Below are 20727 nucleotides of genomic sequence, written 5' to 3' on the forward strand. Positions count from 1 at the left end.
AGCGCATGGGTTTTGGACTGCACAGACAGATTGGAGTTCTATAGCCTGCCCAGTCGATCCTCGTCGTCCACAACAGTCAGCCGCGTATCCAGCCCGTTCCACCGCCAGAGGACGAGGTTGAGGTTCGCCGGTGTCGTCCCAGGTGCGAAGCTGCGTACCAGCAAACCGGCAAAACCGTCCTTGATCAATTGCGCGGCCAGGTCTTGCGTCGGGACAGCGCGTCGGTCCAGCATGGCCGATCGCCAACCGGGATCGGCTAGTCCGGGCGCGGTCATTCCGTATTGGGCCAAGGCGGCCTCGTCTCGGGTGTCGAAGATCGGGCCTAAATCAGCGTGGTAGGACACCAGTATCGTCGGCTGCAAATCCCCGACCTGATTGGCCTCGCGCAGGGCCGTGGCCGGGTCCAGTGCCGTGTAGAGCGCAGGTGTTCCCTTCGCGTTGAACCGACCACCATATTTCTCTGCCCCGCGACCCGAAAGGGGATCGCGCGCGTAGACCGGGTTTAATGCGCGAAAAAGCGGCCCACGATACCAGCCCTCGTCAAGCGGCATCAGGCATAGACACCGGCATCGACGGCATCAATGTACTCCAACACCTGCTGCGCCTTGCCCTCCTGGACCAGCTGCATGGCTGTTCGCCCGTCAAAGCCGGGCAGGGGTTCCGAGCGATACCAGGCATAGGCGATCAGATCCGAGCCAAAACGCGGTTGCACTTTGTTGAGGACTTCGACCAGTTCGCGCAGGCGGCGTTGGGTCTTGTCGGATTGAATGCGCGTGCGGCGTTGCAGGGCATCCTTGCCCAACCCCACTGTCAAGGCGACCTCTTCGGCGGATGTACGCAGAGCCGCCGCGATTTTCCGAGGCTCAAACAGCCCGCCTTCGGCGAATTGAGCAATCTGCATACCACCCTCCAATCCTGTTACTTTCACGGTATATAGCGTCAATATTACTGATTTTCAAGGCTTCATACCGTGTCACTGCCTCTCAAACCTCACCAAACCCCTTGGCAAACGACATGATCCTCACCAACTTGGGACCACCCGTTGATTGACGACAGCCCGAGCGGCCCTTTTACCTGTTCGCAGCCTCGGGTATGAGGTCTCAAATGGCAAGAAAACAGCAGGAGCCCATCCATGTCGTTTCATCGCACCGCTTTTGCGGCATTGTTCGCGGCCGTGTTGCCAGCCGTCAGTTGGGCGCAATCAGAAAGCGCACCGTCTGAGGCGCTGTCCGTCGAATTGAACACGGCGCAGAATGTGGGCAACGCCTGCCGACTGACCTTTCTGGTGCAGAACAGAACTGGAGTCTCAATCGACAAGGCCGTGTTCGAGACCGTGATTTTCGACTCTGAAGGCGGTGTGGTTAGCCTGTCCCTGTTCGATTTCCGAGATCTTCCGGCGGATCGACCGCGCGTGCGGCAGTTTGATCTGCCTGGAAGGGATTGCGCGCAGGTGGGCCGAGCCTTGATCAACGGTGCAAATACCTGCGTGGTCGACGGTGCGGATAGCACTATCTGTCGCGATAAGCTCAGCCTCAGCAGCCGGGTCAAAGTGGAGCTTTTGGGATGAACTTCTTGGGCACTTTGCGTGAAATTCTGGCGCTTGGCGGGCCGGTGGTTGGAATCTTGATTGTGATGTCGGTTCTGACGCTTTCGGTCACGCTGTATAAACTGTGGCAGTTCGCGGCTTGTGGTGTTGGTCGGCACAAGGTTCTGTCCGAAGCTCTGGATGCCTGGGATGCAGGGGATCGCGCCGCAGCGCGTACTCGGCTGAACGACAGTAGCAGCTACCTTGCGCCGATCGTTGGCGCGGCGATGGATGGGGTCGACGTGCCTGGCGTGGATGACCGTTTGGATGCCGAGGCTGGTCTGGCCTTGGCCGGGTTGGAGCGCGGCTTTCGACTGCTGGACACGGTGGCGCAGCTTGCCCCGCTACTTGGCTTGTTTGGAACAGTGCTTGGCATGATCAACGCGTTCCAGAGCCTGCAAACCGCCGGTTCCTCGGTGGACCCGTCGCTGTTGGCCGGTGGTATCTGGGTCGCCCTTGTGACAACGGCCGTAGGACTGGCGGTGGCGATGCCGACCTCGATGGTTCTGTCCTGGTTGGAAAGCCGCACATCGCGTGAGCGGGTGTTTGCGGACAAAGCGCTTCGGACCATTCTGGTGCCCGGTCACGCGCTGCAGGCAACGGCCGGGGCGCGGACCCCGAGCGCCGCCCCCGAACATGCGTAACACGGCGCCCTTTGTCAGACGCCCTTTGTCGATGACGCCGCTGATCGACGTCATATTTCTGCTGCTGCTGTTCTTCATGCTCTCATCCACATTTTCGCGATTTGCTGAGATCGAATTAACGCAGGCCGCTGCTGGCAGTGGCGCGGGCACTGCGCCAGCAGACAGAGTGTTTTTGCAGCTTGGTCCGGATCGGTTGGTTCTGAACGGGGCCTCGATCACGTTGGATGATCTGCTGGCACAAGTTGAGACCGGGCAGGTTCTGATCAGCCTCGACGCTGATACCTCGGCGCAGCGTCTTGTCGATGTATTGGTTCCTCTACGAGGTCGCGACGGGTTGACCGTCACGGTGTTGGAGTAGGCCGATGATCCGCCAGACATCCCAACGCCGCAGACGCGACTCTACAATCCCGCTGATCAATGTGGTGTTTTTGATGCTGGTCTTCTTCCTGATCGCCGGCACCGTGGCCCCCCCTTTGGACCCCGATCTAGAGCTGGTCGACACCGCAGAACTTGAGGGGCGTGAGCCGCCCGATGCGCTGGTCCTGCATGCGGACGGATCGCTCAGCTTTCGCGGGCAGGCCACTGATGCGGAAACCTACATGGTAGATCATGAGGGCGAAGAGGTCCGCATCGTGCCAGACCGCGCGGCCTCGGGCCCGCGTCTGATCGAGGTGACGGGTGCGCTGCGGCGTGCAGGGGCAAAATCGGTCTTTCTGGTCACCCAGCAGGCGATCGAATGATCCGAACTTCGGCCATCATCGCCGCAGTGGCCGTTCTGGTTTCGCTCTTGGTGCATATTCTGGGGCTGAGCATGACCACTGCCAGCTTGACCCATTCGCCGAGCATTGTGGGCGATGACGAAGATGCGGTGACTCTCGGTACGGCCTTTGAGGATTTGGCCGAACGGGTACCCGAGCCGATCGTGCCAGAAGAAGCGGAGGTGCCCGAACCTCCGGTCGAAACCTCGCCTGAGCCTGAAGAAGCGGAGATTCCGACAAGCGAAGCTCTGGTTGCTTCGCCCGATCCGCAAGAGCAGACTTTCGCGCCCGACACCGGCGCTTCCAACGGCGGTCAGGCCGAGGTGCCAGAGCCGGAGGTGACCGAATCCGTTGACCAGTCGGAGACGCAAACGGCAGCAAGTGATGAGGTCGACGCAACGCCCTTGGCCGAGCCATCTGATGTCGTCGAAATCCCGCAAGCCAGTGCCGCAGAGCCGATTGAGCCGGTCGAAACGCCAGAGGCTGAGCAACTGGCCGCGTTGCCGCCCGTCGAGGTTGCGCCTGTGCCGCAGGAACAAGAGGCTGTTGAGCCAGAAATCGCGGTGGAGCCTTTACCGGAAGAAGCCGAACCTGTGGAGGACAGCGAAGGCACCGAGCAGGCGGTGGCAACTTCTCTTCGACCGCGTTTGCCCAATCGGACGCCCTCGGACGAGGTTCAACCTGCGCTGCCCGGCACGCGGAAATTCGATAACCTGAAATTCCCAGAACAAACCATTGAATCCCCACTGGCGGCCTATCAGCGCGAAGGGGTTGACGCGTTCACCCGCAATGACCGGGGCAACCAGTCCGGCGGGCGAGGGCCGGGCAATTCCACCACGACCAACTATGCCGGACAAGTTCTGGTGCATCTGAACCGCGCGCCTCAGGTTTACGCACCGGTTCGCGGCTATGCGCAGGTGTTCTTTCAGATCGACCCGGATGGCTCATTGGCCTGGGTCGAGGTCATCACCAGCTCGGGCTCGGACCAGGTGGATCGAGCTGCGAAGGAGCAAGTCAGGGGGGCCGCACCGTTCCCGCCGCCGCCCGGTGGTGTCAGCCGTAAACTGTCTTTCTACTACCAGAACGGCTGAGCCTAGCGTGGTCCGCGCCGTTGCTGCGCCCCGCCATCTTTGCGCATGGTCAGGCCAATCCGTTTGCGGGGGACGTCAACCTCGACAACGCGTACCTTCACGACCTGACCGGTTTTAACCACCTCATGCGGGTCTTTGACAAACCGATCCGCCAATTGACTGACATGGACCAACCCGTCCTGGTGAACGCCGATATCCACGAAGGCTCCGAAGGCGGCCACATTGGTCACCGTCCCCTCCAGCAGCATGCCAGGTTTGAGGTCGGTGATCTCCTCAATGCCGTCCCGGAACGACGCTGTGACAAAACTGGGTCGCGGGTCACGACCCGGTTTTTCAAGCTCGGCAAAGATATCGCGCACGGTGGGCAGGCCGAAGGTCTCATTGGCGAATTGTTCAGCCCTCAAGCCCTTCAGCGCCCCGTCATGTCCCATGATCTGCCGGATGTCCCGACCACAGGCAGCGACGACGCGGCGGGCGACGTCATAGGCTTCGGGGTGGACCGATGAGGCATCCAGCGGCTCCTCTCCTTCCCGGATGCGTAGAAATCCTGCGCATTGCTCAAAGGCACGTGGGCCAAGGCGGTCCACCTTCAGCAAGTCTTTGCGAGACTGGAACGCGCCATTGTGATCGCGGTGCTGTACGATGGCCTCGGCCAAACCGGGGCCAAGGCCCGACACATGCGACAGCAGCGGGGCAGAGGCGGTGTTCAGGTCGACGCCGACCGCGTTCACCACATCCTCGATCACTGACGCCAGCGACTGGGACAGGCGATGCTGGTCCACGTCATGCTGGTATTGCCCGACGCCGATGGATTTCGGTTCGATCTTCACCAACTCAGCCAACGGGTCTTGCAAACGGCGCGCGATTGAGACCGCGCCGCGCAGGGATACGTCCAGTTCCGGGAACTCTCGCGCGGCCAGTTCCGACGCGGAATAGACCGAGGCCCCGGCCTCAGATACGACTGTTTTGGTGGGGGTTTTGACCGACTTGGGCAGCATGCTGAGTGTGTCGGCGACCATTCGTTCGGTTTCACGGCTAGCAGTTCCGTTGCCGATGGCGATCAGCTCGATCTGATGGGCCGAGATCAGGTTCAGGATCGCCGCCTGCGCCCCACCCAGATCGTTTTTCGGCTGAAACGGATAGAGCGTGTCTGTCGCAACGACTTTCCCGGTTGCATCCACCACGGCGGCCTTGACGCCGGTTCGAATGCCGGGATCCAGACCCAACGTGGGACGTGCGCCCGCCGGGGCCGCAAACAGAACATCCTTGAGGTTGCGCGAGAACACCTGAATCGCCTCATCCTGCGCCCGGCTGCGCAGGTCGGCCATCAGCTCAACCATCATCGACAGGGACAGCTTGACCCTCCAGGTCCAGCCTGCAACCTTGCGTAGCCATTTATCTCCGGGGCCATCGCCACGAGTTTGTAGATGCGAGGCAACAATCGCCTCAGCCCGCGCCGCGCCCGCCTCGGGTTCAGGGGCGATATCCAGCGTGACGATCCCCTCTTTCGAAGCCCGCAGCATGGCCAACGCCCGGTGCGAGGGGGCGGTTGCCCAAAGCTCGGAATGGTCAAAATAGTCGCTGAACTTCGCGCCTTCTTTTTCTTTGCCCTCAACGAGTTTCGAAGACAAAAGCGCCTCTTGCTGCATGAAATTGCGAAGCTCACCCAGCAGAAGGGCGTTTTCCGTCAGCCGCTCGGTCACGATGTCACGGGCGCCGTTCAAGGCGTCCTTGGTCGTTTCGACAGCCTCGGACAGATAGCCCTGAGCAAGGACCTCGGGGTCGGCATTGCGGTCGGCCAGAATAGCGTCGGCCAGCGGCTCCAACCCGTTTTCGCGGGCGATCATCGCCTTGGTGCGCCGCTTGGGTTTGTATGGCAGGTAGATATCCTCCAACTGCGCCTTGGTCTCGGCCCCGGCGATGGCTTTCGCCAGATCGTCCGATAATTTGCCCTGATCTTTGATCGACGTCAGGATCGTCTGCCGCCGCGCTTCCAGCTCTCGCAGATAGGTCAACCGGTCCGAGAGGGTTCGTAGCTGCGTATCGTCCAGCCCGCCGGTCGCCTCTTTGCGATAGCGGGCCACGAAGGGCACGGTCGCGCCTTCGTCCAGCAACCGAACGGCGGCCGAGACCTGATCCGCGCGCGCGTTGATTTCGGTGGCGATTGTGCGGGCGATACGGTCCAAGGGGGCCTCCTGATACTGGGTCGGAAGGACTTCTTAGACAGCGTTTTGGCAGAGGGGAAGAGGGTCAGCGCGTTGGGGCAAGATTTCCTGAAACGGTCTGCCCCTTTGCCTGCGTGCGAGGCCCGGCCGCTGAGCCGGCCGGGCTTTGGCGCGCCTTAGAGGCACTCAGCCAATGTGTTCGCCATATTGCGCAGAAGTTGGGGATAGAGCGCCGCGCCGGGTTCAAGTTCGGCTCCAAGCGGGTCGATCACGGCGGTGTTGGCCTCGGACCCTTCCATGACTGTTGCGATCAGGTCGGGGTTGAACTGTGGCTCGGACAGAACGCAATCGATGCTTTCCTCTTTGATGCGACCCTGAATCTCTGCAATGCGCGCAGGGCTTGGATCGGATGCATCGCCGATCGAGATCGCTCCCGAGGCCGAAAAGTCGAACGCGTTTTCAAAATACTGGTAGGCGTCGTGGAACACAATGAAGTTGCCGCCTTTAGCAGGGGCCAGCGTTTCCGCGATTTCAGCTGAAAGCGCCTCCATCTCTGCGCGCGCCGCGGCTGCGTTTTCAAAGTACTTGCCCGCATTTTCAGGGTCAGCAGCCGAGAGTTGAGCAGCAATCACATTCAGCCATGTGCTGGCGTTTGCAGGCGACAACCAGGCATGCGGATCGTGTTCGCCATGCGCGTGACCTTCGTGGTCGTCATGATCATCGTGGTCTGCGTGCTCTTCATGGCCATGGTCGTCATGCGCGTGATCGTCTTCCTTGTCGTGGTCGTGATCATCGTGACCATGTTCGTCTTTGTGGTCGTCGTGATCATCATGGGCGTGTTCGTCTTTGTGATCGTCATGATCATCATGCCCATGTTCGTCTTTGTGACCATCACCATGATCTTCGTGACCGTGGTCGTCATGATCCTCGTCATCGCCGTGATCATGCGCTTCGAACAACGCGTCCTCGCGGAAGTCCAGTAGAGTGGTTCCGTCCGCCTCCAGCAGCGTTGTTACAGCCGCGCCTCCAGCGAGCGTTTCGACAGCGTTTTCCATCCATGGCGTCAGATCTTCGCCGATCCAGAAGACCAGATCCGCCTCTTGCAGAGCTGCCGCCTCGGACGGGCGCAGATTGTATTCATGGGGTGAGGCGCCCGGCTGAACGATCAGGCTGGGTTCGCCCACGCCGTCCATCACGCGGGCCACAAGCGAATGCACCGGGGCAATATCAACGGCCACATTCGGGACGTCGGCAATGGCGGTGCCGCCCAACAGTGTAGTGGTGATCGAAATGGAAAGGAGGTTTCTGGACATTGGACCCTCTGTGTGATTTTATAACATTTAATCGCGGCATATATGATATAAGATAACATGACAAGTCAGAGGCAACAGAACTCGACCAACGAAGCTGCGCCGGTGGGGTTCCATGATCATGACCACGTGTCCTGCGTGGAAACCGGCCTTGCCATGGCCGAGGCAAAATGCAGCGCCGAGGGGCTGCGTCTGACGCCCGTGCGTCACAAGGTGCTGGAAATGCTGTTGCAGGAACACAGGGCGCTTGGCGCCTATGCCATCCTTGATCGCCTTCGGGACGAGGGGTTTGGCTCGCAGCCGCCCGTGGCCTATCGCGCCTTGGATTTTCTGGTAGAGAACGGGTTTGTCCACAAGATCGAACGCTTGAATGCTTTTGTGGCCTGCGCCCATCCGGGAGCAACGCATTCACCTGTGTTCATGATTTGCCGCGGTTGCGACGCGGTGGCCGAAGCTTCCTCGGCCGTTGATAGCGGGGCCCTTGGCGATGTCGCCCGCGCCGTGGGTTTTGAAATCGAACGTACTGTAGTAGAAGCCGAAGGTCTCTGCTCTGACTGCACCGAAAAGGCCTAGCAATGTCCCTTGTCACCGTTGAAGACCTGAGCGTGAGCTACGGGGCCAATACCGTGTTGCGCCATGTCCATATGATCATCGAACCCGGTGAGATCGTGACAATTGTCGGGCCAAACGGGTCCGGCAAAACCAGTTTGTTGCGTGCAATTATCGGGGCCATCAAACCTGCAAAGGGTCGCATTACACGCAAACAGGGCCTGCGGATCGGATACGTGCCGCAGAAGCTGCATATCGATCCGACGCTGCCCATTTCAGTCGAGCGCTTCATGCGCCTGACCAATCACGTCAGCCGCGCCCGCTGCGCCGAGGCGCTTGAGGAAGCAGGCGTTCCCGATCTGTTGAAGCAGCAGATGACACAATTGTCCGGCGGGCAGTTTCAGCGCGTGTTGCTGGCGCGTGCCTTGATCAACCACCCGGATATCCTTTTGCTGGACGAAGCGACGCAGGGTTTGGATCAACCCGGTTCAGCGGCCTTTTACCGGCAGATTGAAACCGTGCGCCGCGAGACCGGCTGCGCCATTTTGATGATTAGCCACGAGTTGCATGTGGTCATGAGTGCCTCGGACAGGGTGATCTGCCTAAACGGTCATGTCTGCTGCGAAGGCTCGCCCGCTGTTGTGGCCTCAGCCCCTGAATATCGCGCCTTGTTTGGGACAGGGACCGGAGGAGCGCTGGCGCTGTACCGACATGACCACGATCATCATCACGACCACGATCATAGCTCTCAGGACGCTGCAGAATAATGCTGGATGATTTTATGACCCGCGCGACACTTGCCGGGATTGGTGTGGCTTTTGCGGCGGCTCCGCTTGGATGTTTCGTGGTCTGGCGCCGAATGGCATATTTTGGCGACGCGACCGCGCATGCGGCCATTCTGGGCGTTGCGCTGTCACTAACCTTCCAGATGTCTATCTTCGCGGGCGCATTGGCCGTAGCTCTGCTGATGGCGTTGACGGTTACCTTACTTTCTGGTCGAGGATACGCGATGGACACGCTTTTGGGCGTTCTCGCCCATTCTGCGCTGGCTTTTGGCCTCGTCGCAGTGTCGTTTCTTTCAGGCGTCCGCATTGACCTGATGGCCTATCTTTTCGGCGATATTTTGGCGGTTTCGCGCACGGATCTTGCTGTGATTTGGGGCGGGGCGGCACTGGTTGTTGCCCTGATCGGCTGGCGTTGGTCGCAGCTATTGACCGCGACCCTGAACGAAGAGCTGGCCTATGCCAGCGGCTATGATCCAAAGCGCGAGCAATTGATCCTGACCTTGTCTCTGGCGGTAACCGTTGCGGTGGCAATCAAGGTCGTGGGCGTTCTTCTGATCGCAGCTTTGCTGATCATTCCTGCCGCTGCTGCGCGTAGCCTCGCCCGATCGCCCGAATCCATGGCCTTAATCGCAGCCGCCATCGGAGCGGTTTCCGCCGTAGCCGGTTTGCGAGCTGCTTACGTGTTCGACACACCTGCAGGGCCGTCAATTGTGTGCGTCGCTGCAATCCTGTTTGCCTGTTTCAGCCTGATGGGATGGAAAGGTCACAAGCGATAGAACGCCCTACCTTTCATTGAAGGCCCGCTCCAAAGTCAGTTGGACCGGTTTCAACAGATAGCTGAGAAGTGTCTGCTCACCCGTTGTCATCTCGGCCACAACGGTCATACCCGCCTGCAGCGGACGGTTGAACGCGCCGTTGCCGATAGTTGAGTCCGCCAGAACGAAGGAGGCCCGGAAATAGGTCTCGCCAGTTTGTTCGTCGGTCATGGGCAGGGGATGCACCGACTGCAACCGTCCCTCGACCTTACCAAAGCGGCGGGCATCGAACGTATCGACGCTGATCGCCACCGGGTGTTCCGGGGCCACGTGCCCCACCTCGGAATTGGGAATGCGGGCCTCGACCATGAGGTTCTGCCGGGTCGGAAGCAGTTCAAAGAGCGTTTCGCCGGGGGCAATCACCTCACCGGGATTGGGTGAGGCCACCGACTGGATCACGCCACGCACCGGAGCGATCAGGCGCAGGTCGGCGAGTCTGGCCTCTACGAGTTTCTGCGAGGTCTGCAACTGGTGATGTTCGTGTTCCAGCGCGTTTATGCGGGTAAGCACGTCCTCTCTCAGCGTCAGCGCCTCTTCTGCGACGGCCGCCTTTGCAAGGGTCAAAGTGTTTCGTGCCTCGGCGGCGCGGACACGGGCGTCCTCGGCAGCGGCGTGCATGGCGTCGACTTCGTCTTCTTCTTCCAGAAAATCACTGAGAGATTTCAGTCCCTGTGTCTGCAGCTTCGCGTAGCGATCCAGAACCTGCTCTTTCTTTGTGACCCTTTGGCGCGCGAACTCTGCGGCGTCTTCAAGAATTTGCAAGGTCTTGGTTTGCTGCTCAATCGAAACGCGCTGAACCTTCTGGCTTTCCAGGAATAGCTCAATACGGGCCGCCGCCGTCGTCAGACCTGCATTTCTGAGCGTTTGTATCTGGGTAGACCTCTGCGGAGCTTCACCTTCAAGCATGGCCAGCACGGCCTGTGCATTTTCTAGATCCCGCGCGACAGAGGAGGCTTGCGCGGACAGGACCTCCATCTCTTGTGTTAGCTCGGGGTGGTGCAACTCGACCAGGACATCACCGATTTCCACAGTTTGACCGTCTTGAACATGGACTGAACGGACAATCCCGCCTTCCATGGTTTCGATCTGAACATAGTGGCCCATCGGAACGATAGTGCCCGACGCGCGTGTGATCTGTGGAACACCGGTCCGCCATGACAAAGCGATCAGACTGGCAAGAAAACCGGTGATAGCAAGCGCGAGAAACGCCGCGAACCGAGGCGCGCGGGCACGCTTTCGTCGTGCGCTGCGGTCCAGCGGTCCTTCTCGGTTTGCGGACTTTGTTCGGAAAACCATCGTCAAGCTCCAAGCGTTTTCAGGGCGGCCAACATCTTCTTTCGCCCGACATCTCCGGTGTCGTTCACAGCAATCTGACCTGCGTTGAGATAGATGAAGCGATCGGCGATGTTCAGAAACGATCGATCTGCTGCCGCGATGATCACCGTGCGATTTCCGGCCTGCTCTTTGACCCAGGTTTTGAATGCTTGACGGCGCGTGTCGCTCAATCCGTTTGTCGGTTCCGAGAACAGGTAGACCGAGGCTGGTCGCGCCATGCTGCGTGCAAGGGTAAGAGATTTCAAAATCTCATCTGGCATTTGTGAAAGGGCTTCGTCGGAAAGACGCGTCCGCACACCGTCTGGCAGAATGCTGTGCCCTTGTCGTAAGCCCATCCGATCCAGCGAGGCTTGAATTTCGATGTCGGAAAGAGACGGCGCGGCCAAACGGAAATTCTGTGCAACTGTGCCATAGAACAGTGATTTCTCGTAGGTGGCGTAGGTGACCGACTTGCGCAGCTCGTCCCGCGCTATCTGGCGGATGTCGATCTCATCATGTTCGATCGTTCCCCCAATCGGGGATGCCAGACCATCGATCAGATCCAGAACAGCAGTCCGAGCGGCCGTGTCGCTGCTGAGCATGACCACGAGTTCACCAGGATTAAACGCCATACTGATTTGCGACAGGATCGGTGGGCGAAGTGGGTCCGGGCGATATGTCACCGAGGAAAAAGAGATGGACCCGTTCAGCGCTTTTTGGTGGGACCGGCCGAGCCCAAGCTCCATCTCTTGCGGCAGGGACAGCACCCGGTCTGCCTGCTCGCGGCTGGCCTGGAAAGACAAAAGCTGCGGAAATCCGGAATACAGCGCCTGTAGTGGGCCAAAGATCTTTGACACCAACGCGATTGAGGCGATCAGAGCGCCAAAACTCAATGACCCGGACATGGCGGCATGGGCGAACAAAATAATTGCACCGGTTGTGGCCAAGGCCGCAAGCGTTTGCCCCAATGACTGCGCAAGTGCTTGGAATTGCCGAGCGCGCTTTGTGCTTTCCTCACCGGTTTCGATCAAGGGCATGCAGCGCTGGAGCCACCGCGTTTGCATTCCGAGGCTTGCGAAGGCGCCTTGATGGACGATTGCGTCTTGTACCGCCAGCTGGCCGTGCGCGGCGTCCTGTGCCGCTTTCTTATCAAGTTGTTTCTGGCGCGGGATCGTGATCAATCCCAAGATGGCCAAAGCCACTGCCAGCGCAAGTGTCCAAAGCCCAACGCTTGGCGCAAGATGGAGCAGAATGGCAACGAACAGTAGGGCAAAGGGCAGGTCCAGGAGCGTGGTGATCATCTGCCCGGTAAACATCTCTCGCAGGGCCTCGAACTGGCGGAACCGGGACAGGTGTTGGTTCACGTCCGAGCTTTGCATTTGGCCCATCGGCAGAGCCATCAGTTTCCGGAATAAGGCTGTCATTAGCTTTTGCTCGCCGCGCCATCCAATATACGCCAGCGCACGCGTGCGCATGTGGCGAAAACCCATGTCTGTTGCCGCGATGACGGCGACCCCAACGGCCAGTGACAGCAGCATATCGACTGATCCCGACGGGATGATCCGATCGTATACGGCCATGATGAGCAGCGGGGCGAAAAGGCCCAAGATGTTGCTGAGCATGGAGACAAACAAAAGACCCGGCAGGATCGGGCGCAGGTCACGAAAGGCCTGTGTTACGGTGATCTGCGCTTTCGCGCTGCGGTCAAAGGCAAAACGGTCCATCCGAAACAGGGTGCACCGGTGACGGGGAAGCTTTTGAAATCGTGGATTTTCCGCCTTTGCGTCATCAACCAGCACATGCGCGCCTTTGCTGTCCAGCGCGAGAAAGGCTGGCCCATAATCGGGTACGACCATAGCCGGGCAGTCCGAAGCCGCGATCTCGTGCATCCGACACCTGACTTGCGCGAACGGTATTCCGAGGTTTTCCAGGGTTTGTTTAATATCCCCCGGCTGCAAGCGCTGGGAAAAGTGTGGAAAGGCTTCGATCAGACTGTCTCGGTCATGTTTCCAACCACTTGCTTGTAGTAGCGACTGGAAAAGTTGAGTAGTGTTTTCAATCGCTATGGCGGTCATGCGGCACCTCTCTTGATGCGGCACGCTTCATCTGTTTCCCGATGGGCATCCTCTTGCCATTGAAGCAGATCGGAGGTCTGGGGATTGCCCAGCTGGGCGGATTGATCTGTCAGCTGCCGCAACCGGGGGTCGGGGCTTGCGATCACCAGAGTGGGGCGCGGCGAAAGCGTTTTCAAACAGGTTGCCAAGGTCTGACGCTCAGGTGCGTCCAGAACAGACGACGGTTCATTTATCAGTAACATCCGAGGGCGCAAAGCAAGGGCTCGGGTCAGCGCGATCAGCTGTCGGTTGACCGGATCGCTTTCAAAACTGGACCCCTTGCCCAGCTGGGTATTGTAGCCTTCTGGCAGCCGGTGAACACGCTGCTCCAAGCCAAGCGTCGCAGCAATCTGTTTGGCATGCTCAGCCATTTCGGCGCCGCCAAAAGCGGTTAAATTATCCAGCAAGGTTGCTGACAGGATCGCAGGGTCGCGCTCCAGCGCTACTATCCCGCCATGCCCGACAAGGACAGGCCGATCCGTTGTTGCAGCCTCATCTATCAGGCATGAGCCAGCGTTGGGCTTTTGGTTGCCCAGAATGGTCGCAAAGAGGGCATCGACCATCCAGCTTTCTTCCGCCTCTATCAGTATTCCAGTGCCAGCTGGCACGTGAAAACTCAGGGGGCGACTGGCGATCTCTTTGGTTTTTGGGTGCGACAGGCATAGCCCTTCGACCCGCAGATCACCCTTGAGTCTCTTGTGCCCAATCCAGTTTGGCGGTTGCTGAGAGATACTGTCCATCTCGCGCAGTTTCCGCCGGGACAAAGCGACACTTTCTGACTGAACCCAGATCGCCATGATTTTGGTCAAAGGCTGAATGATACGACCATTCAGAAGCATACAGGCCGCCAATTCGGCGATTCCGATCATGTTCTGAATGACCAGATACGCACCCAGCAAGCCGATTGCAGCAACCATGATCTGCCCGAAAACAGCGCCAAAACTCTGCGCAAAACCCGAGAACAGGATCAACTTGCGGCTGACGTCTACGGTCTGGTCCTCCAGCAACTCAAACCTTCGGGCCATCTGAGGTTGCATTCGGTTGGCTTTGACCGTGGACAGGCTGGACAGCAGGGCCGATAGGAACGCATATCGACGGGTATCCAGCGCCTTGCGACGCTCAAACATGGACCATTGAAGGTGCTTCATCACCCCCGCAAAAACCAAAACGATGCAGAACGCAGCGGCCGGGACCAGAACCAACCACCCTCCGATCAAGCCGATCATGAGGGCGAACAGGATCGTAAAGGGCAGATCAATGGCGAGCGTCTGGCTCTGACCTGATTGGTGTTCTCGCAGTTGGTTGATCGCCATGTATCGGTCGAAATAGGTGCTGGCGGTGTCCTGAGCGAAATGGATCGGATTTGCGTTCAAAACCTGTTCAAGGAACCGGCGCTGGCGGGCGACGGCACTCTCCTCGGCTGCGGTTGTCAACAGAACAGAACGCGCCCAACGCAACGCAAACTCAAGTCCTGCACCGATCACCAGTGCCCAGGTCAGGATGCGTAACGTCTCGGTCGACTTAAAGGGGATGATGCGGTCGAAGATCAGCAGAATGGTGATTGGCATGAGAAGGGACAAGATGTTAAGCGACAGCGACGCCGCCAGCAGAGGAATACCCATCCGCAGCCTTGTTCTGCGCTTGACCGACCTGTTCGCTTTCATGTGTTAACGCCCGTTCATTTGTACCCTAGGTCTGGGTTCGCGGCGTTTAAGAACGAGTAAACATCAGGTCACAGGATGCGCTGAGTTTAGAAAAAATTGCATGTATTTCAGTAACTTTTGAGAAATCTCCACATGCTACTGGTTTTTGGGAATCGTCAGTAGGTAAATCGGGGTTTTGCGATGAATAAGCCGGACATCAATCTGAATTTTCAAGCGAATTCCGCGAAGTCTGAGCAAAGCGAAATGCAGGATATTGCAGAAAATCTTTCACGGGCACCTGCAATTTCGGCTGAGGACCCGACCAGGAGTACTCTGCATACCGGCGAACAGGCGCAAGGGGTGCTGGATGAAGCTCAGACCAGTGGCGGAGCACCTTCGGCGGGCGTCAATTTCGCTGAGAGAACGGTGGTTGAAGAAGGTGTTGAAACAGGCATAGCAAGCGTACCGCAAAGCGTTGTCGCACGGGCTGGGTCGCCCTTAAATACAAGCCCATCTGGCGAAAGTGGGCAATTGGATCACCAAGAGAGGGTCTCCTCTGCTGAAACAACTGTCGGACCGCTTCCTACTGCCGATATATCGGCTGAATTTCCGGACGTTACGCCTGAGGTCGAGCCGAACGCGCCCACCCTTCCGACAATTCCTGCGGTCTCGCCCCCTCAACCACAGGAAGAACAAAACCAAGCCCCCAAGGATGTCATGCTCGACGGCTCAAGCCTATCAGAGGACGATGAAGGCGCGGTGGTCGGGACCCTTACGGTGTTTGATCCGGATTCGGATGGGCCGCATCAGTTTGAGGTGTCTGATCCTCGGTTCGAAATCCTCGACGGTCAGTTGCGATTGAAACCCGGCGTTGCGCTCGACCATGAAGACGCAGGCAGTGTTGAGGTGGATGTCACCGTCACGGATGAGGGCGGTTTAAGCTCGACTGAACGTTTCACAATCGACGTTGCGGATGTGAACGAAGGCCCGGAAACAGTGTCGTTGGACGGTACGACAGTGGCTGAAAACGCGATAGGAGCAGCGGTGGGAAACATTTCCGTCGTGGATCCTGATCTGAATGACACCCACCGTTTTGACATCTCGGATGAACGCTTTGAAATCTCGGACGGGCAATTGCGCTTGCGGCCTGGGATCTCGTTGGACCACGAGGGTGAAAATCACATTGAAATCAGTATCAAAGCGACCGACGCCGGAGGCTTGAGCGTCACCGAAACATTCTCGATATCGGTTCAGGATATCAACGAAGCGCCGATTGATCTGACTGTTCAAAACGGAACAGAAAACCTGATCCGGAACGGCAGCTTTGAGGAATTCGACCTTGCACAGGGCCGGTGGAGGGGGTTTGACGATGATCAATCCGGTGCCTGGACCGATGCCAACGGGATCGAGATATGGGACCGACTAGGAAGGCTGCAGGCCTCGGACGGGGATCAGGTAATGGAGATGGACCATGGCTGGGGCATGGATAGCATCTCTCAGGTTGTGCAGACGCAGGAGGGGCAGCTCTATGATCTGGGCCTCGACCTGCGCGAACGCATTGCGAATGGGACCGATACGGTTGAGGTGTTTTGGAACGACACTCTGGTTGCAGAACTGGATCCAAAATCGTCGGATTGGGAGACGTTCCAACTGCAGGTTGTTGGTACTGGCCAGGACAAGCTGGAACTGCGTGAGGCCGAAGGCCAGAACGACTCCTATGGCGCTTTGGTCGACAACATCACTCTGACCGAAAGGCAGCTCGCCGTGGCTGAACGTGTCGCGGGCGCCGTGGTTGGTCAGATTCGGTTCGATGATAAAGATGATGGTGATACGCACCGTATCGAAGTTTCGGATGAAAGGTTCGAAGTGATCGGCGGGCAGTTGCGTCTGAAACCAAATGTTGCGCTTGATCGCAGTGAGGCTGAGGCCTTGACCATTGACGTGACTGTCATCGACGAAGGCGGGTTAAGCACGACCGAGACACTTTCGATCTCTATTGCAGACAGGCCCGATATGTCGATTGGCACCGGGTTTCACGCCAAACATTTCGATGCCGACCACAGCGTGACGCGACTTGAGGATGTGAATTGGGACGCCCCTGCAACGCATCAGGAGGTCACGACGGAGGTTAACTACGAAATCAGCCGCGGGTCCTTTTGGGAAGGCGGGTCGCGAAACACGTTCGGCGTTGAGGTCACCGGAACGGTACAGGTTTCCGAGGGTGGGACGTTCGCTTTCCATCTCGGAGCAGACGAAGGCGTTATGCTGATTGTTGATGGAGTGCCGGTCATCCATGAGGACGATTCACATGGAAATCAAACACGTTCTGGCCAGATTGACCTCGAACCTGGAGCGCATGCTATCGAAGTTCGGTATTTTGAAGGTTCGGGCCAAGCAGGCCTGAAGCTGGAATGGGATGGCCCAGGCCTTGACGGTCGACAGCTTGTTTCGGCCCCGGATGTTGCACAGGCGCAGGTTGTAGCGGGGACTCCGCTGGCCTTCGATATCGACACAGCAGCTTTGGGAATTGGCCAAGATACCCTGTTTTCCTTGGATGGATTGCCGCCCGGAACGCAGGTCGAAGTGCACGGTCAGACCTATGTTGCCGAGCCTGACGGGACCGTGGAACTGGGCGGCTGGCAGGGGGACTTGCTGATCATACAGCCTCCATTCGATTTCTCGGGCCCTATTGATGTGGCGGTACGTTCCTCTACACCAACCGAATTCGGTGGTAGCCAAGACGCTGTCCAGACAGTGTCGTTCGAGGTTCATCCGGCGCAGGTTTTTGCCCCGACTGCCCAAGTGAGTGGTGGATTTCAGGCCAGCTTTTTCGATTTGGAACATAGGCTTTCGAAATTGGACGACATTGATTGGAACGCCGACCCGACACATCAGGAAATCGTGTCAGAAATTCACTACAAAAACAGCGCTGACTCGTTCTGGGAAGGGGGGTCAAAAGACACCTTCGGTGCCCGCTTGGAGGGGCGTATTTCGGTCGAAGAAGGCGGCACATACACCTTCTTTGCCGGAGGGGATGATGGAGTCGTATTGTTGGTCAATGGTGTCAAGGTGATCGAGAATGATGGGCTGCACGCCTACAAGACCCGAGCCGGTCAGATCGAACTCGACCCCGGCACCCACGAAATTGAGGTCAGGTATTTCGAGAACTACGGGCATGCAGGGCTAAAACTGGAATGGGAAGGCCCTGATACCAAGGGTCGCGCTTTGGTGCAGGCGGACCCGGAACTGGCGATTGAAGAAAACGGGACGTTGGCGGTTGGAATTGACCTGATGGGTGCCAGCGATCAGGCGGATGTGGCAATTGCGGGGTTGCCAGCCAACAGCCTAATCGTCGGTGCTGAGGCGGCGGTGATGTCGGATGGAGGGCCGGTTGATGTGAGCGGCTGGGATATCGGCTATCTTGAAATCTCGCCGCCCCCGGGGTTTGAGGGCGCAATTGATGGCCAGATCGTGATCTCGGATACCGGCTTTAACGGCGCGCCGGTGACATCGACAACCGCGTTTTCGATGGATGTTGGTGATGTTGATGCGCTTACGAAACTCGATGCGCCGGATGAATTCGCGTTCTTCGCGAGTGCCTCGCACAACGGGGATGTAGTATCTTGGGATGCAGATTCTTCGGAAGCCGCGCATGACGAAGCTGACGATGTTCTAAATGAAGACGTGATCTCGCCATCACACTCCGAGATCACGAGCATTGAGACGGAGGCCTATGAAAGAGTCGATTGGTAGTCCGTGGCTGGCCTATTCGGACGTGGTTATGAAAAAATAGACCCACTCGCCCTTGAATTCCGGGTCGTTGGCGCGGGCGCCGGCGACTCGATCTTTGAGGAACTCAAGGTAAGGTCCTGCCGGTTCGATCAAGGGTCTTTCCTCGTCAAAGAGGGGGGTCGACGCCGCGAAGGCCACCGCGATTTCTTGTCCGTATGGAGGGCCGATGGTGATAAAAAGGCCGGGGTCGCCTTGTTTCTCAGCGCCAATTTTGAATGCAGATTTGGCGGGTGTTCTGGCAAGCGGGACCGATGCGTTTGGGCTGAGATGTATGACCTGACCGTCGGCGTCGAAATAGTCGACATAGATATAGGCGTCGTAGTCGGCTCCGGTCAGATCAAGGACCAGTTGCTGACCTGAAGCGTAGCGAAACTCCCGCGTGTGAATATCATCGCCTACTAGCAAGGGGTTGGTGATCTGGTCGGTGGATTGTGGCAAGCCCACATCGACAATCCCGCTGAGCGCGCCGCATTGGGGTCGGGGAAGGATGAGCAGATTGTCAGTGACCTGAATATTGGCCCCCATCTGCGCCTGAAGCTCCGACATGACAGGCCCGCGAAGGCCGTTTTCCGGGATATGACCGATCAGCTCGAGGGTGTTTGTTTCTGGGCGGAACTGCACCTGAAGGCGTGAACACGGTACCTGGGCCAGCAGGCCGTCTATGCCATCACGCAGGTCCTCAGCCGCTTGACCCGCATCTTCGGGGCGCGTGAAACTTTGAAAGGCGGTGAGGCTTACGGGATCAATCGGGGAATCGCCGGTTGCCGAAAACACATCGGCCGCCTTTGCCTTTGGGACGTCCGGTTGGGTTTGGGTCAAAGCGACGGGCCGCGCCTGCACGGCCTGAGCGGCATCAAAAGAAGGTTGGGTCAACGCCACCGAGTCCGTCGGGGCACGGTTAGAAGTCAACGTGGTTGCCGGCAACTCGGCCGAGGCCAGAGTCACCGGAACCGCCTGTTCGGCAACCACGGATTGCGGTTTGTCCTGAACGGCTGCCAGAGCCTGCGTTTGGTTGGCCACCTGATCGCTGGCCGCGAGGCTTAGAGCGTTCGCGGCAATCTCTGGGGCCGAGGATTGAGGTATAGCGCCCTGCGCCAATCGCGCGCCGCTTGTTTCTTCGGTTGAGGTCGCCTCTGCATCCGGTTGCGCTTGCGCGGCGGTGCTTTGTTTCACCTGATGGGCCGAAAGCTGCATCCGTGTTTCCGGTACGGGCTGCTCGATCACGGGTTCAGGCTCCGTAGACCAAAGCAGAACGACCGCAGCCATAGTGTGAATAGCGACAGAGCAGAATAGCGCAACACCCCATATCAACGGAGTGCGCGTCATCGGACCGGACCCGGAGGTGTCACGACCAACACCACATCCCGTGCGCCCATCGCCTCGAACGCGGCGATTAAGGGCAAGACCTCGCGCAGAGCGGCATCCTGATGGGCGTTGATGCGGAGCAGCAGGTCGGGCTGTTCGGACAGCGACTCCTCGACCGATAGCGCGATCTGATCCGCCGAAAGCTCTGTTCCGTCCAGGGCCAATTGGCCATCAGCGCTGACTGACAGGGTCAATCCTCCCGCTGGCATATCCGTTCCGGATTGCGACACCGGCGGGGTCACGTCGAATGGCGCGGTGGCGTCCAAGCGTCCGATGAGCATGAAGAAGACCAGTAGAAAAAAGACGACATCTATCAGGGCGATTATGGTTTCGGGGTGGTGGCGTGGGGCAGGGCGGGTGATCTTCATGGGCGCGCCTCCAGCCGGACGACGCGCATGTTGGTCACGCCTGCGCGGGTGACCACGTCCATAACAGTGACCAGCGCTTGCATGCGGGCACTGCTGGTTGGAAGCACGATCACCGGAGTTGCCGGGGCCTGGGCGATTCTGTCGGACAACAGCGCCTCAAGGTCCTCAGAGGTCAGCGCTTGCCCGCGGAAATAGGGCGCGCCGTCGCCTCCGATACGGATCACCACGGCGCTGGCGGGTTCACCTGAGGTGCCGGAGGGTGCAGGGCGATCCGATTGAGCCAATGCCGGGATCATGTCGAGGTTCAGATAGGTCGAGGTCACCATGAAGAACACCAGCAGGATCAGCATCACGTCGATCATCGGCACCAGTGAGATCAGGGGCCGTGTCGGTCTGCGTCTGTTCAGGCTAAGCTCGGCGGACATGTGT

General features: G+C 58.6%; 19 protein-coding genes. 9 read left to right on the plus strand and 10 right to left on the minus strand.

All coding sequences use genetic code 11. From position 1 onward, the window contains the following. Positions 1-38 precede the first annotated feature (38 nt). Both ACR0I8_RS13395 and ACR0I8_RS13400 read right to left on the minus strand, forming a co-directional pair. On the minus strand, positions 39-551 hold the full coding sequence (locus tag ACR0I8_RS13395) for an RES family NAD+ phosphorylase (protein ID WP_170689075.1): 513 nt from the start codon (positions 549-551) through the stop codon (positions 39-41). After that, positions 551-901 carry an MbcA/ParS/Xre antitoxin family protein gene (locus ACR0I8_RS13400; RefSeq protein ID WP_170378480.1) on the minus strand — a complete coding sequence of 117 codons (351 nt, stop codon included), beginning with the start codon at positions 899-901 and terminating at the stop codon, positions 551-553. Before ACR0I8_RS13400 ends, ACR0I8_RS13395 begins: the two co-directional genes overlap by 1 nt. A gap of 231 nt (positions 902-1132) precedes the next feature. On the opposite strand from ACR0I8_RS13400, the gene ACR0I8_RS13405 reads away from it, so the two are divergent. From ACR0I8_RS13405 to ACR0I8_RS13425, 5 genes are read left to right on the plus strand one after another with little or no spacing between them, the layout of a single operon-like run. Next, positions 1133-1567 carry a hypothetical protein gene (locus ACR0I8_RS13405; protein ID WP_170689076.1) on the plus strand — a complete coding sequence of 145 codons (435 nt, stop codon included), beginning with the start codon at positions 1133-1135 and terminating at the stop codon, positions 1565-1567. Further along, the gene (locus tag ACR0I8_RS13410) at positions 1564-2229 is read left to right on the plus strand and encodes a MotA/TolQ/ExbB proton channel family protein (RefSeq protein WP_170689077.1); all 666 of its coding nucleotides are present in this window, start codon (positions 1564-1566) and stop codon (positions 2227-2229) included. The genes ACR0I8_RS13405 and ACR0I8_RS13410 overlap by 4 nt, the downstream gene beginning before the upstream one ends. 31 nt (positions 2230-2260) lie before the next feature. Next, complete coding sequence (locus tag ACR0I8_RS13415; RefSeq protein ID WP_170689078.1) at positions 2261-2587, plus strand: biopolymer transporter ExbD; 327 nt, start codon at positions 2261-2263, stop codon at positions 2585-2587. 4 nt (positions 2588-2591) lie between these two features. Then, on the plus strand, positions 2592-2969 hold the full coding sequence (locus ACR0I8_RS13420; protein WP_170378474.1) for an ExbD/TolR family protein: 378 nt from the start codon (positions 2592-2594) through the stop codon (positions 2967-2969). After that, positions 2966-4078, plus strand: a complete 1113-nt coding sequence (locus tag ACR0I8_RS13425) for a TonB family protein (RefSeq protein WP_170689079.1) — start codon at positions 2966-2968, stop codon at positions 4076-4078. Before ACR0I8_RS13420 ends, ACR0I8_RS13425 begins: the two co-directional genes overlap by 4 nt. Positions 4079-4080: 2 nt before the next feature. Here the strand turns inward: ACR0I8_RS13425 and ACR0I8_RS13430 are convergent, their stop codons facing one another. Together ACR0I8_RS13430 and ACR0I8_RS13435 are read right to left on the minus strand one after the other, a co-directional pair. Beyond that, positions 4081-6264, minus strand: coding sequence for a Tex family protein (locus ACR0I8_RS13430; RefSeq protein WP_170689080.1), 2184 nt, complete (start codon positions 6262-6264; stop codon positions 4081-4083). A 155-nt stretch (positions 6265-6419) separates the two neighbouring features. Then, a complete protein-coding gene (locus ACR0I8_RS13435; protein WP_170689081.1) occupies positions 6420-7556 on the minus strand; it encodes a metal ABC transporter solute-binding protein, Zn/Mn family in 1137 nt (378 codons plus the stop codon). A gap of 57 nt (positions 7557-7613) precedes the next feature. On the opposite strand from ACR0I8_RS13435, the gene ACR0I8_RS13440 reads away from it, so the two are divergent. From ACR0I8_RS13440 to ACR0I8_RS13450, 3 genes are read left to right on the plus strand one after another with little or no spacing between them, the layout of a single operon-like run. Beyond that, complete coding sequence (locus ACR0I8_RS13440) at positions 7614-8126, plus strand: transcriptional repressor (RefSeq protein WP_170689082.1); 513 nt, start codon at positions 7614-7616, stop codon at positions 8124-8126. Between the two features lie 2 nt (positions 8127-8128). Next, positions 8129-8869, plus strand: coding sequence for a metal ABC transporter ATP-binding protein (locus tag ACR0I8_RS13445; protein ID WP_170526947.1), 741 nt, complete (start codon positions 8129-8131; stop codon positions 8867-8869). Next, positions 8869-9663, plus strand: a complete 795-nt coding sequence (locus ACR0I8_RS13450; protein ID WP_170378462.1) for an iron chelate uptake ABC transporter family permease subunit — start codon at positions 8869-8871, stop codon at positions 9661-9663. The genes ACR0I8_RS13445 and ACR0I8_RS13450 overlap by 1 nt, the downstream gene beginning before the upstream one ends. A gap of 6 nt (positions 9664-9669) precedes the next feature. Here ACR0I8_RS13450 and ACR0I8_RS13455 read toward each other — a convergent pair whose 3' ends face one another. The 3 genes from ACR0I8_RS13455 to ACR0I8_RS13465 form a co-directional block, all read right to left on the minus strand. Further along, complete coding sequence (locus ACR0I8_RS13455; protein WP_170689083.1) at positions 9670-10998, minus strand: HlyD family type I secretion periplasmic adaptor subunit; 1329 nt, start codon at positions 10996-10998, stop codon at positions 9670-9672. A 2-nt stretch (positions 10999-11000) separates the two neighbouring features. Further along, positions 11001-12872, minus strand: a complete 1872-nt coding sequence (locus ACR0I8_RS13460) for an ABC transporter transmembrane domain-containing protein (RefSeq protein ID WP_170689084.1) — start codon at positions 12870-12872, stop codon at positions 11001-11003. A gap of 215 nt (positions 12873-13087) precedes the next feature. After that, positions 13088-14794, minus strand: a complete 1707-nt coding sequence (locus tag ACR0I8_RS13465; RefSeq protein ID WP_170689085.1) for an ABC transporter transmembrane domain-containing protein — start codon at positions 14792-14794, stop codon at positions 13088-13090. 243 nt (positions 14795-15037) lie between these two features. Here ACR0I8_RS13465 and ACR0I8_RS13470 point away from each other — a divergent pair, with 243 nt between their 5' ends. Next, positions 15038-18526: a PA14 domain-containing protein gene (locus tag ACR0I8_RS13470; protein WP_170689086.1), complete on the plus strand. Its 3489-nt coding sequence runs from the start codon at positions 15038-15040 to the stop codon at positions 18524-18526. Positions 18527-18538: 12 nt separating this feature from the next. Here ACR0I8_RS13470 and ACR0I8_RS13475 read toward each other — a convergent pair whose 3' ends face one another. Genes ACR0I8_RS13475 through ACR0I8_RS13485 form a run of 3 tightly spaced genes read right to left on the minus strand, consistent with a single transcriptional unit; the run spans position 18539 to position 20723 of the window. Continuing rightward, entirely contained in the window at positions 18539-19891 is a 1353-nt protein-coding gene (locus tag ACR0I8_RS13475; RefSeq protein WP_170689087.1) for a DUF4384 domain-containing protein, read from the minus strand. Then, entirely contained in the window at positions 19888-20298 is a 411-nt protein-coding gene (locus ACR0I8_RS13480; protein WP_170378451.1) for an ExbD/TolR family protein, read from the minus strand. The genes ACR0I8_RS13475 and ACR0I8_RS13480 overlap by 4 nt, the downstream gene beginning before the upstream one ends. Further along, the gene (locus ACR0I8_RS13485; RefSeq protein WP_170689088.1) at positions 20295-20723 is read right to left on the minus strand and encodes an ExbD/TolR family protein; all 429 of its coding nucleotides are present in this window, start codon (positions 20721-20723) and stop codon (positions 20295-20297) included. The genes ACR0I8_RS13480 and ACR0I8_RS13485 overlap by 4 nt, the downstream gene beginning before the upstream one ends. Between the last annotated feature and the right edge of the window lie 4 nt (positions 20724-20727).

The sequence above is a fragment of the Ruegeria sp. BG9 genome, from assembly GCF_056538305.1.

What these genes read in the sequence shown, in the direction of transcription:
- ACR0I8_RS13395 (WP_170689075.1), bottom strand. Translation starts at nt 551, where the DNA reads ATGCCGCTTGACGAGGGCTGGTATCGTGGGCCGCTTTTTCGCGCATTA.
- ACR0I8_RS13400 (WP_170378480.1), bottom strand. Translation starts at nt 901, where the DNA reads ATGCAGATTGCTCAATTCGCCGAAGGCGGGCTGTTTGAGCCTCGGAAA.
- ACR0I8_RS13405 (WP_170689076.1), top strand. Translation starts at nt 1,133, where the DNA reads ATGTCGTTTCATCGCACCGCTTTTGCGGCATTGTTCGCGGCCGTGTTG.
- ACR0I8_RS13410 (WP_170689077.1), top strand. Translation starts at nt 1,564, where the DNA reads ATGAACTTCTTGGGCACTTTGCGTGAAATTCTGGCGCTTGGCGGGCCG.
- ACR0I8_RS13415 (WP_170689078.1), top strand. Translation starts at nt 2,261, where the DNA reads ATGACGCCGCTGATCGACGTCATATTTCTGCTGCTGCTGTTCTTCATG.
- ACR0I8_RS13420 (WP_170378474.1), top strand. Translation starts at nt 2,592, where the DNA reads ATGATCCGCCAGACATCCCAACGCCGCAGACGCGACTCTACAATCCCG.
- ACR0I8_RS13425 (WP_170689079.1), top strand. Translation starts at nt 2,966, where the DNA reads ATGATCCGAACTTCGGCCATCATCGCCGCAGTGGCCGTTCTGGTTTCG.
- ACR0I8_RS13435 (WP_170689081.1), bottom strand. Translation starts at nt 7,556, where the DNA reads ATGTCCAGAAACCTCCTTTCCATTTCGATCACCACTACACTGTTGGGC.
- ACR0I8_RS13440 (WP_170689082.1), top strand. Translation starts at nt 7,614, where the DNA reads ATGACAAGTCAGAGGCAACAGAACTCGACCAACGAAGCTGCGCCGGTG.
- ACR0I8_RS13445 (WP_170526947.1), top strand. Translation starts at nt 8,129, where the DNA reads ATGTCCCTTGTCACCGTTGAAGACCTGAGCGTGAGCTACGGGGCCAAT.
- ACR0I8_RS13450 (WP_170378462.1), top strand. Translation starts at nt 8,869, where the DNA reads ATGCTGGATGATTTTATGACCCGCGCGACACTTGCCGGGATTGGTGTG.
- ACR0I8_RS13455 (WP_170689083.1), bottom strand. Translation starts at nt 10,998, where the DNA reads ATGGTTTTCCGAACAAAGTCCGCAAACCGAGAAGGACCGCTGGACCGC.
- ACR0I8_RS13460 (WP_170689084.1), bottom strand. Translation starts at nt 12,872, where the DNA reads ATGGTCGTACCCGATTATGGGCCAGCCTTTCTCGCGCTGGACAGCAAA.
- ACR0I8_RS13465 (WP_170689085.1), bottom strand. Translation starts at nt 14,794, where the DNA reads ATGAAAGCGAACAGGTCGGTCAAGCGCAGAACAAGGCTGCGGATGGGT.
- ACR0I8_RS13470 (WP_170689086.1), top strand. Translation starts at nt 15,038, where the DNA reads ATGCAGGATATTGCAGAAAATCTTTCACGGGCACCTGCAATTTCGGCT.
- ACR0I8_RS13475 (WP_170689087.1), bottom strand. Translation starts at nt 19,891, where the DNA reads ATGACGCGCACTCCGTTGATATGGGGTGTTGCGCTATTCTGCTCTGTC.
- ACR0I8_RS13480 (WP_170378451.1), bottom strand. Translation starts at nt 20,298, where the DNA reads ATGAAGATCACCCGCCCTGCCCCACGCCACCACCCCGAAACCATAATC.
- ACR0I8_RS13485 (WP_170689088.1), bottom strand. Translation starts at nt 20,723, where the DNA reads ATGTCCGCCGAGCTTAGCCTGAACAGACGCAGACCGACACGGCCCCTG.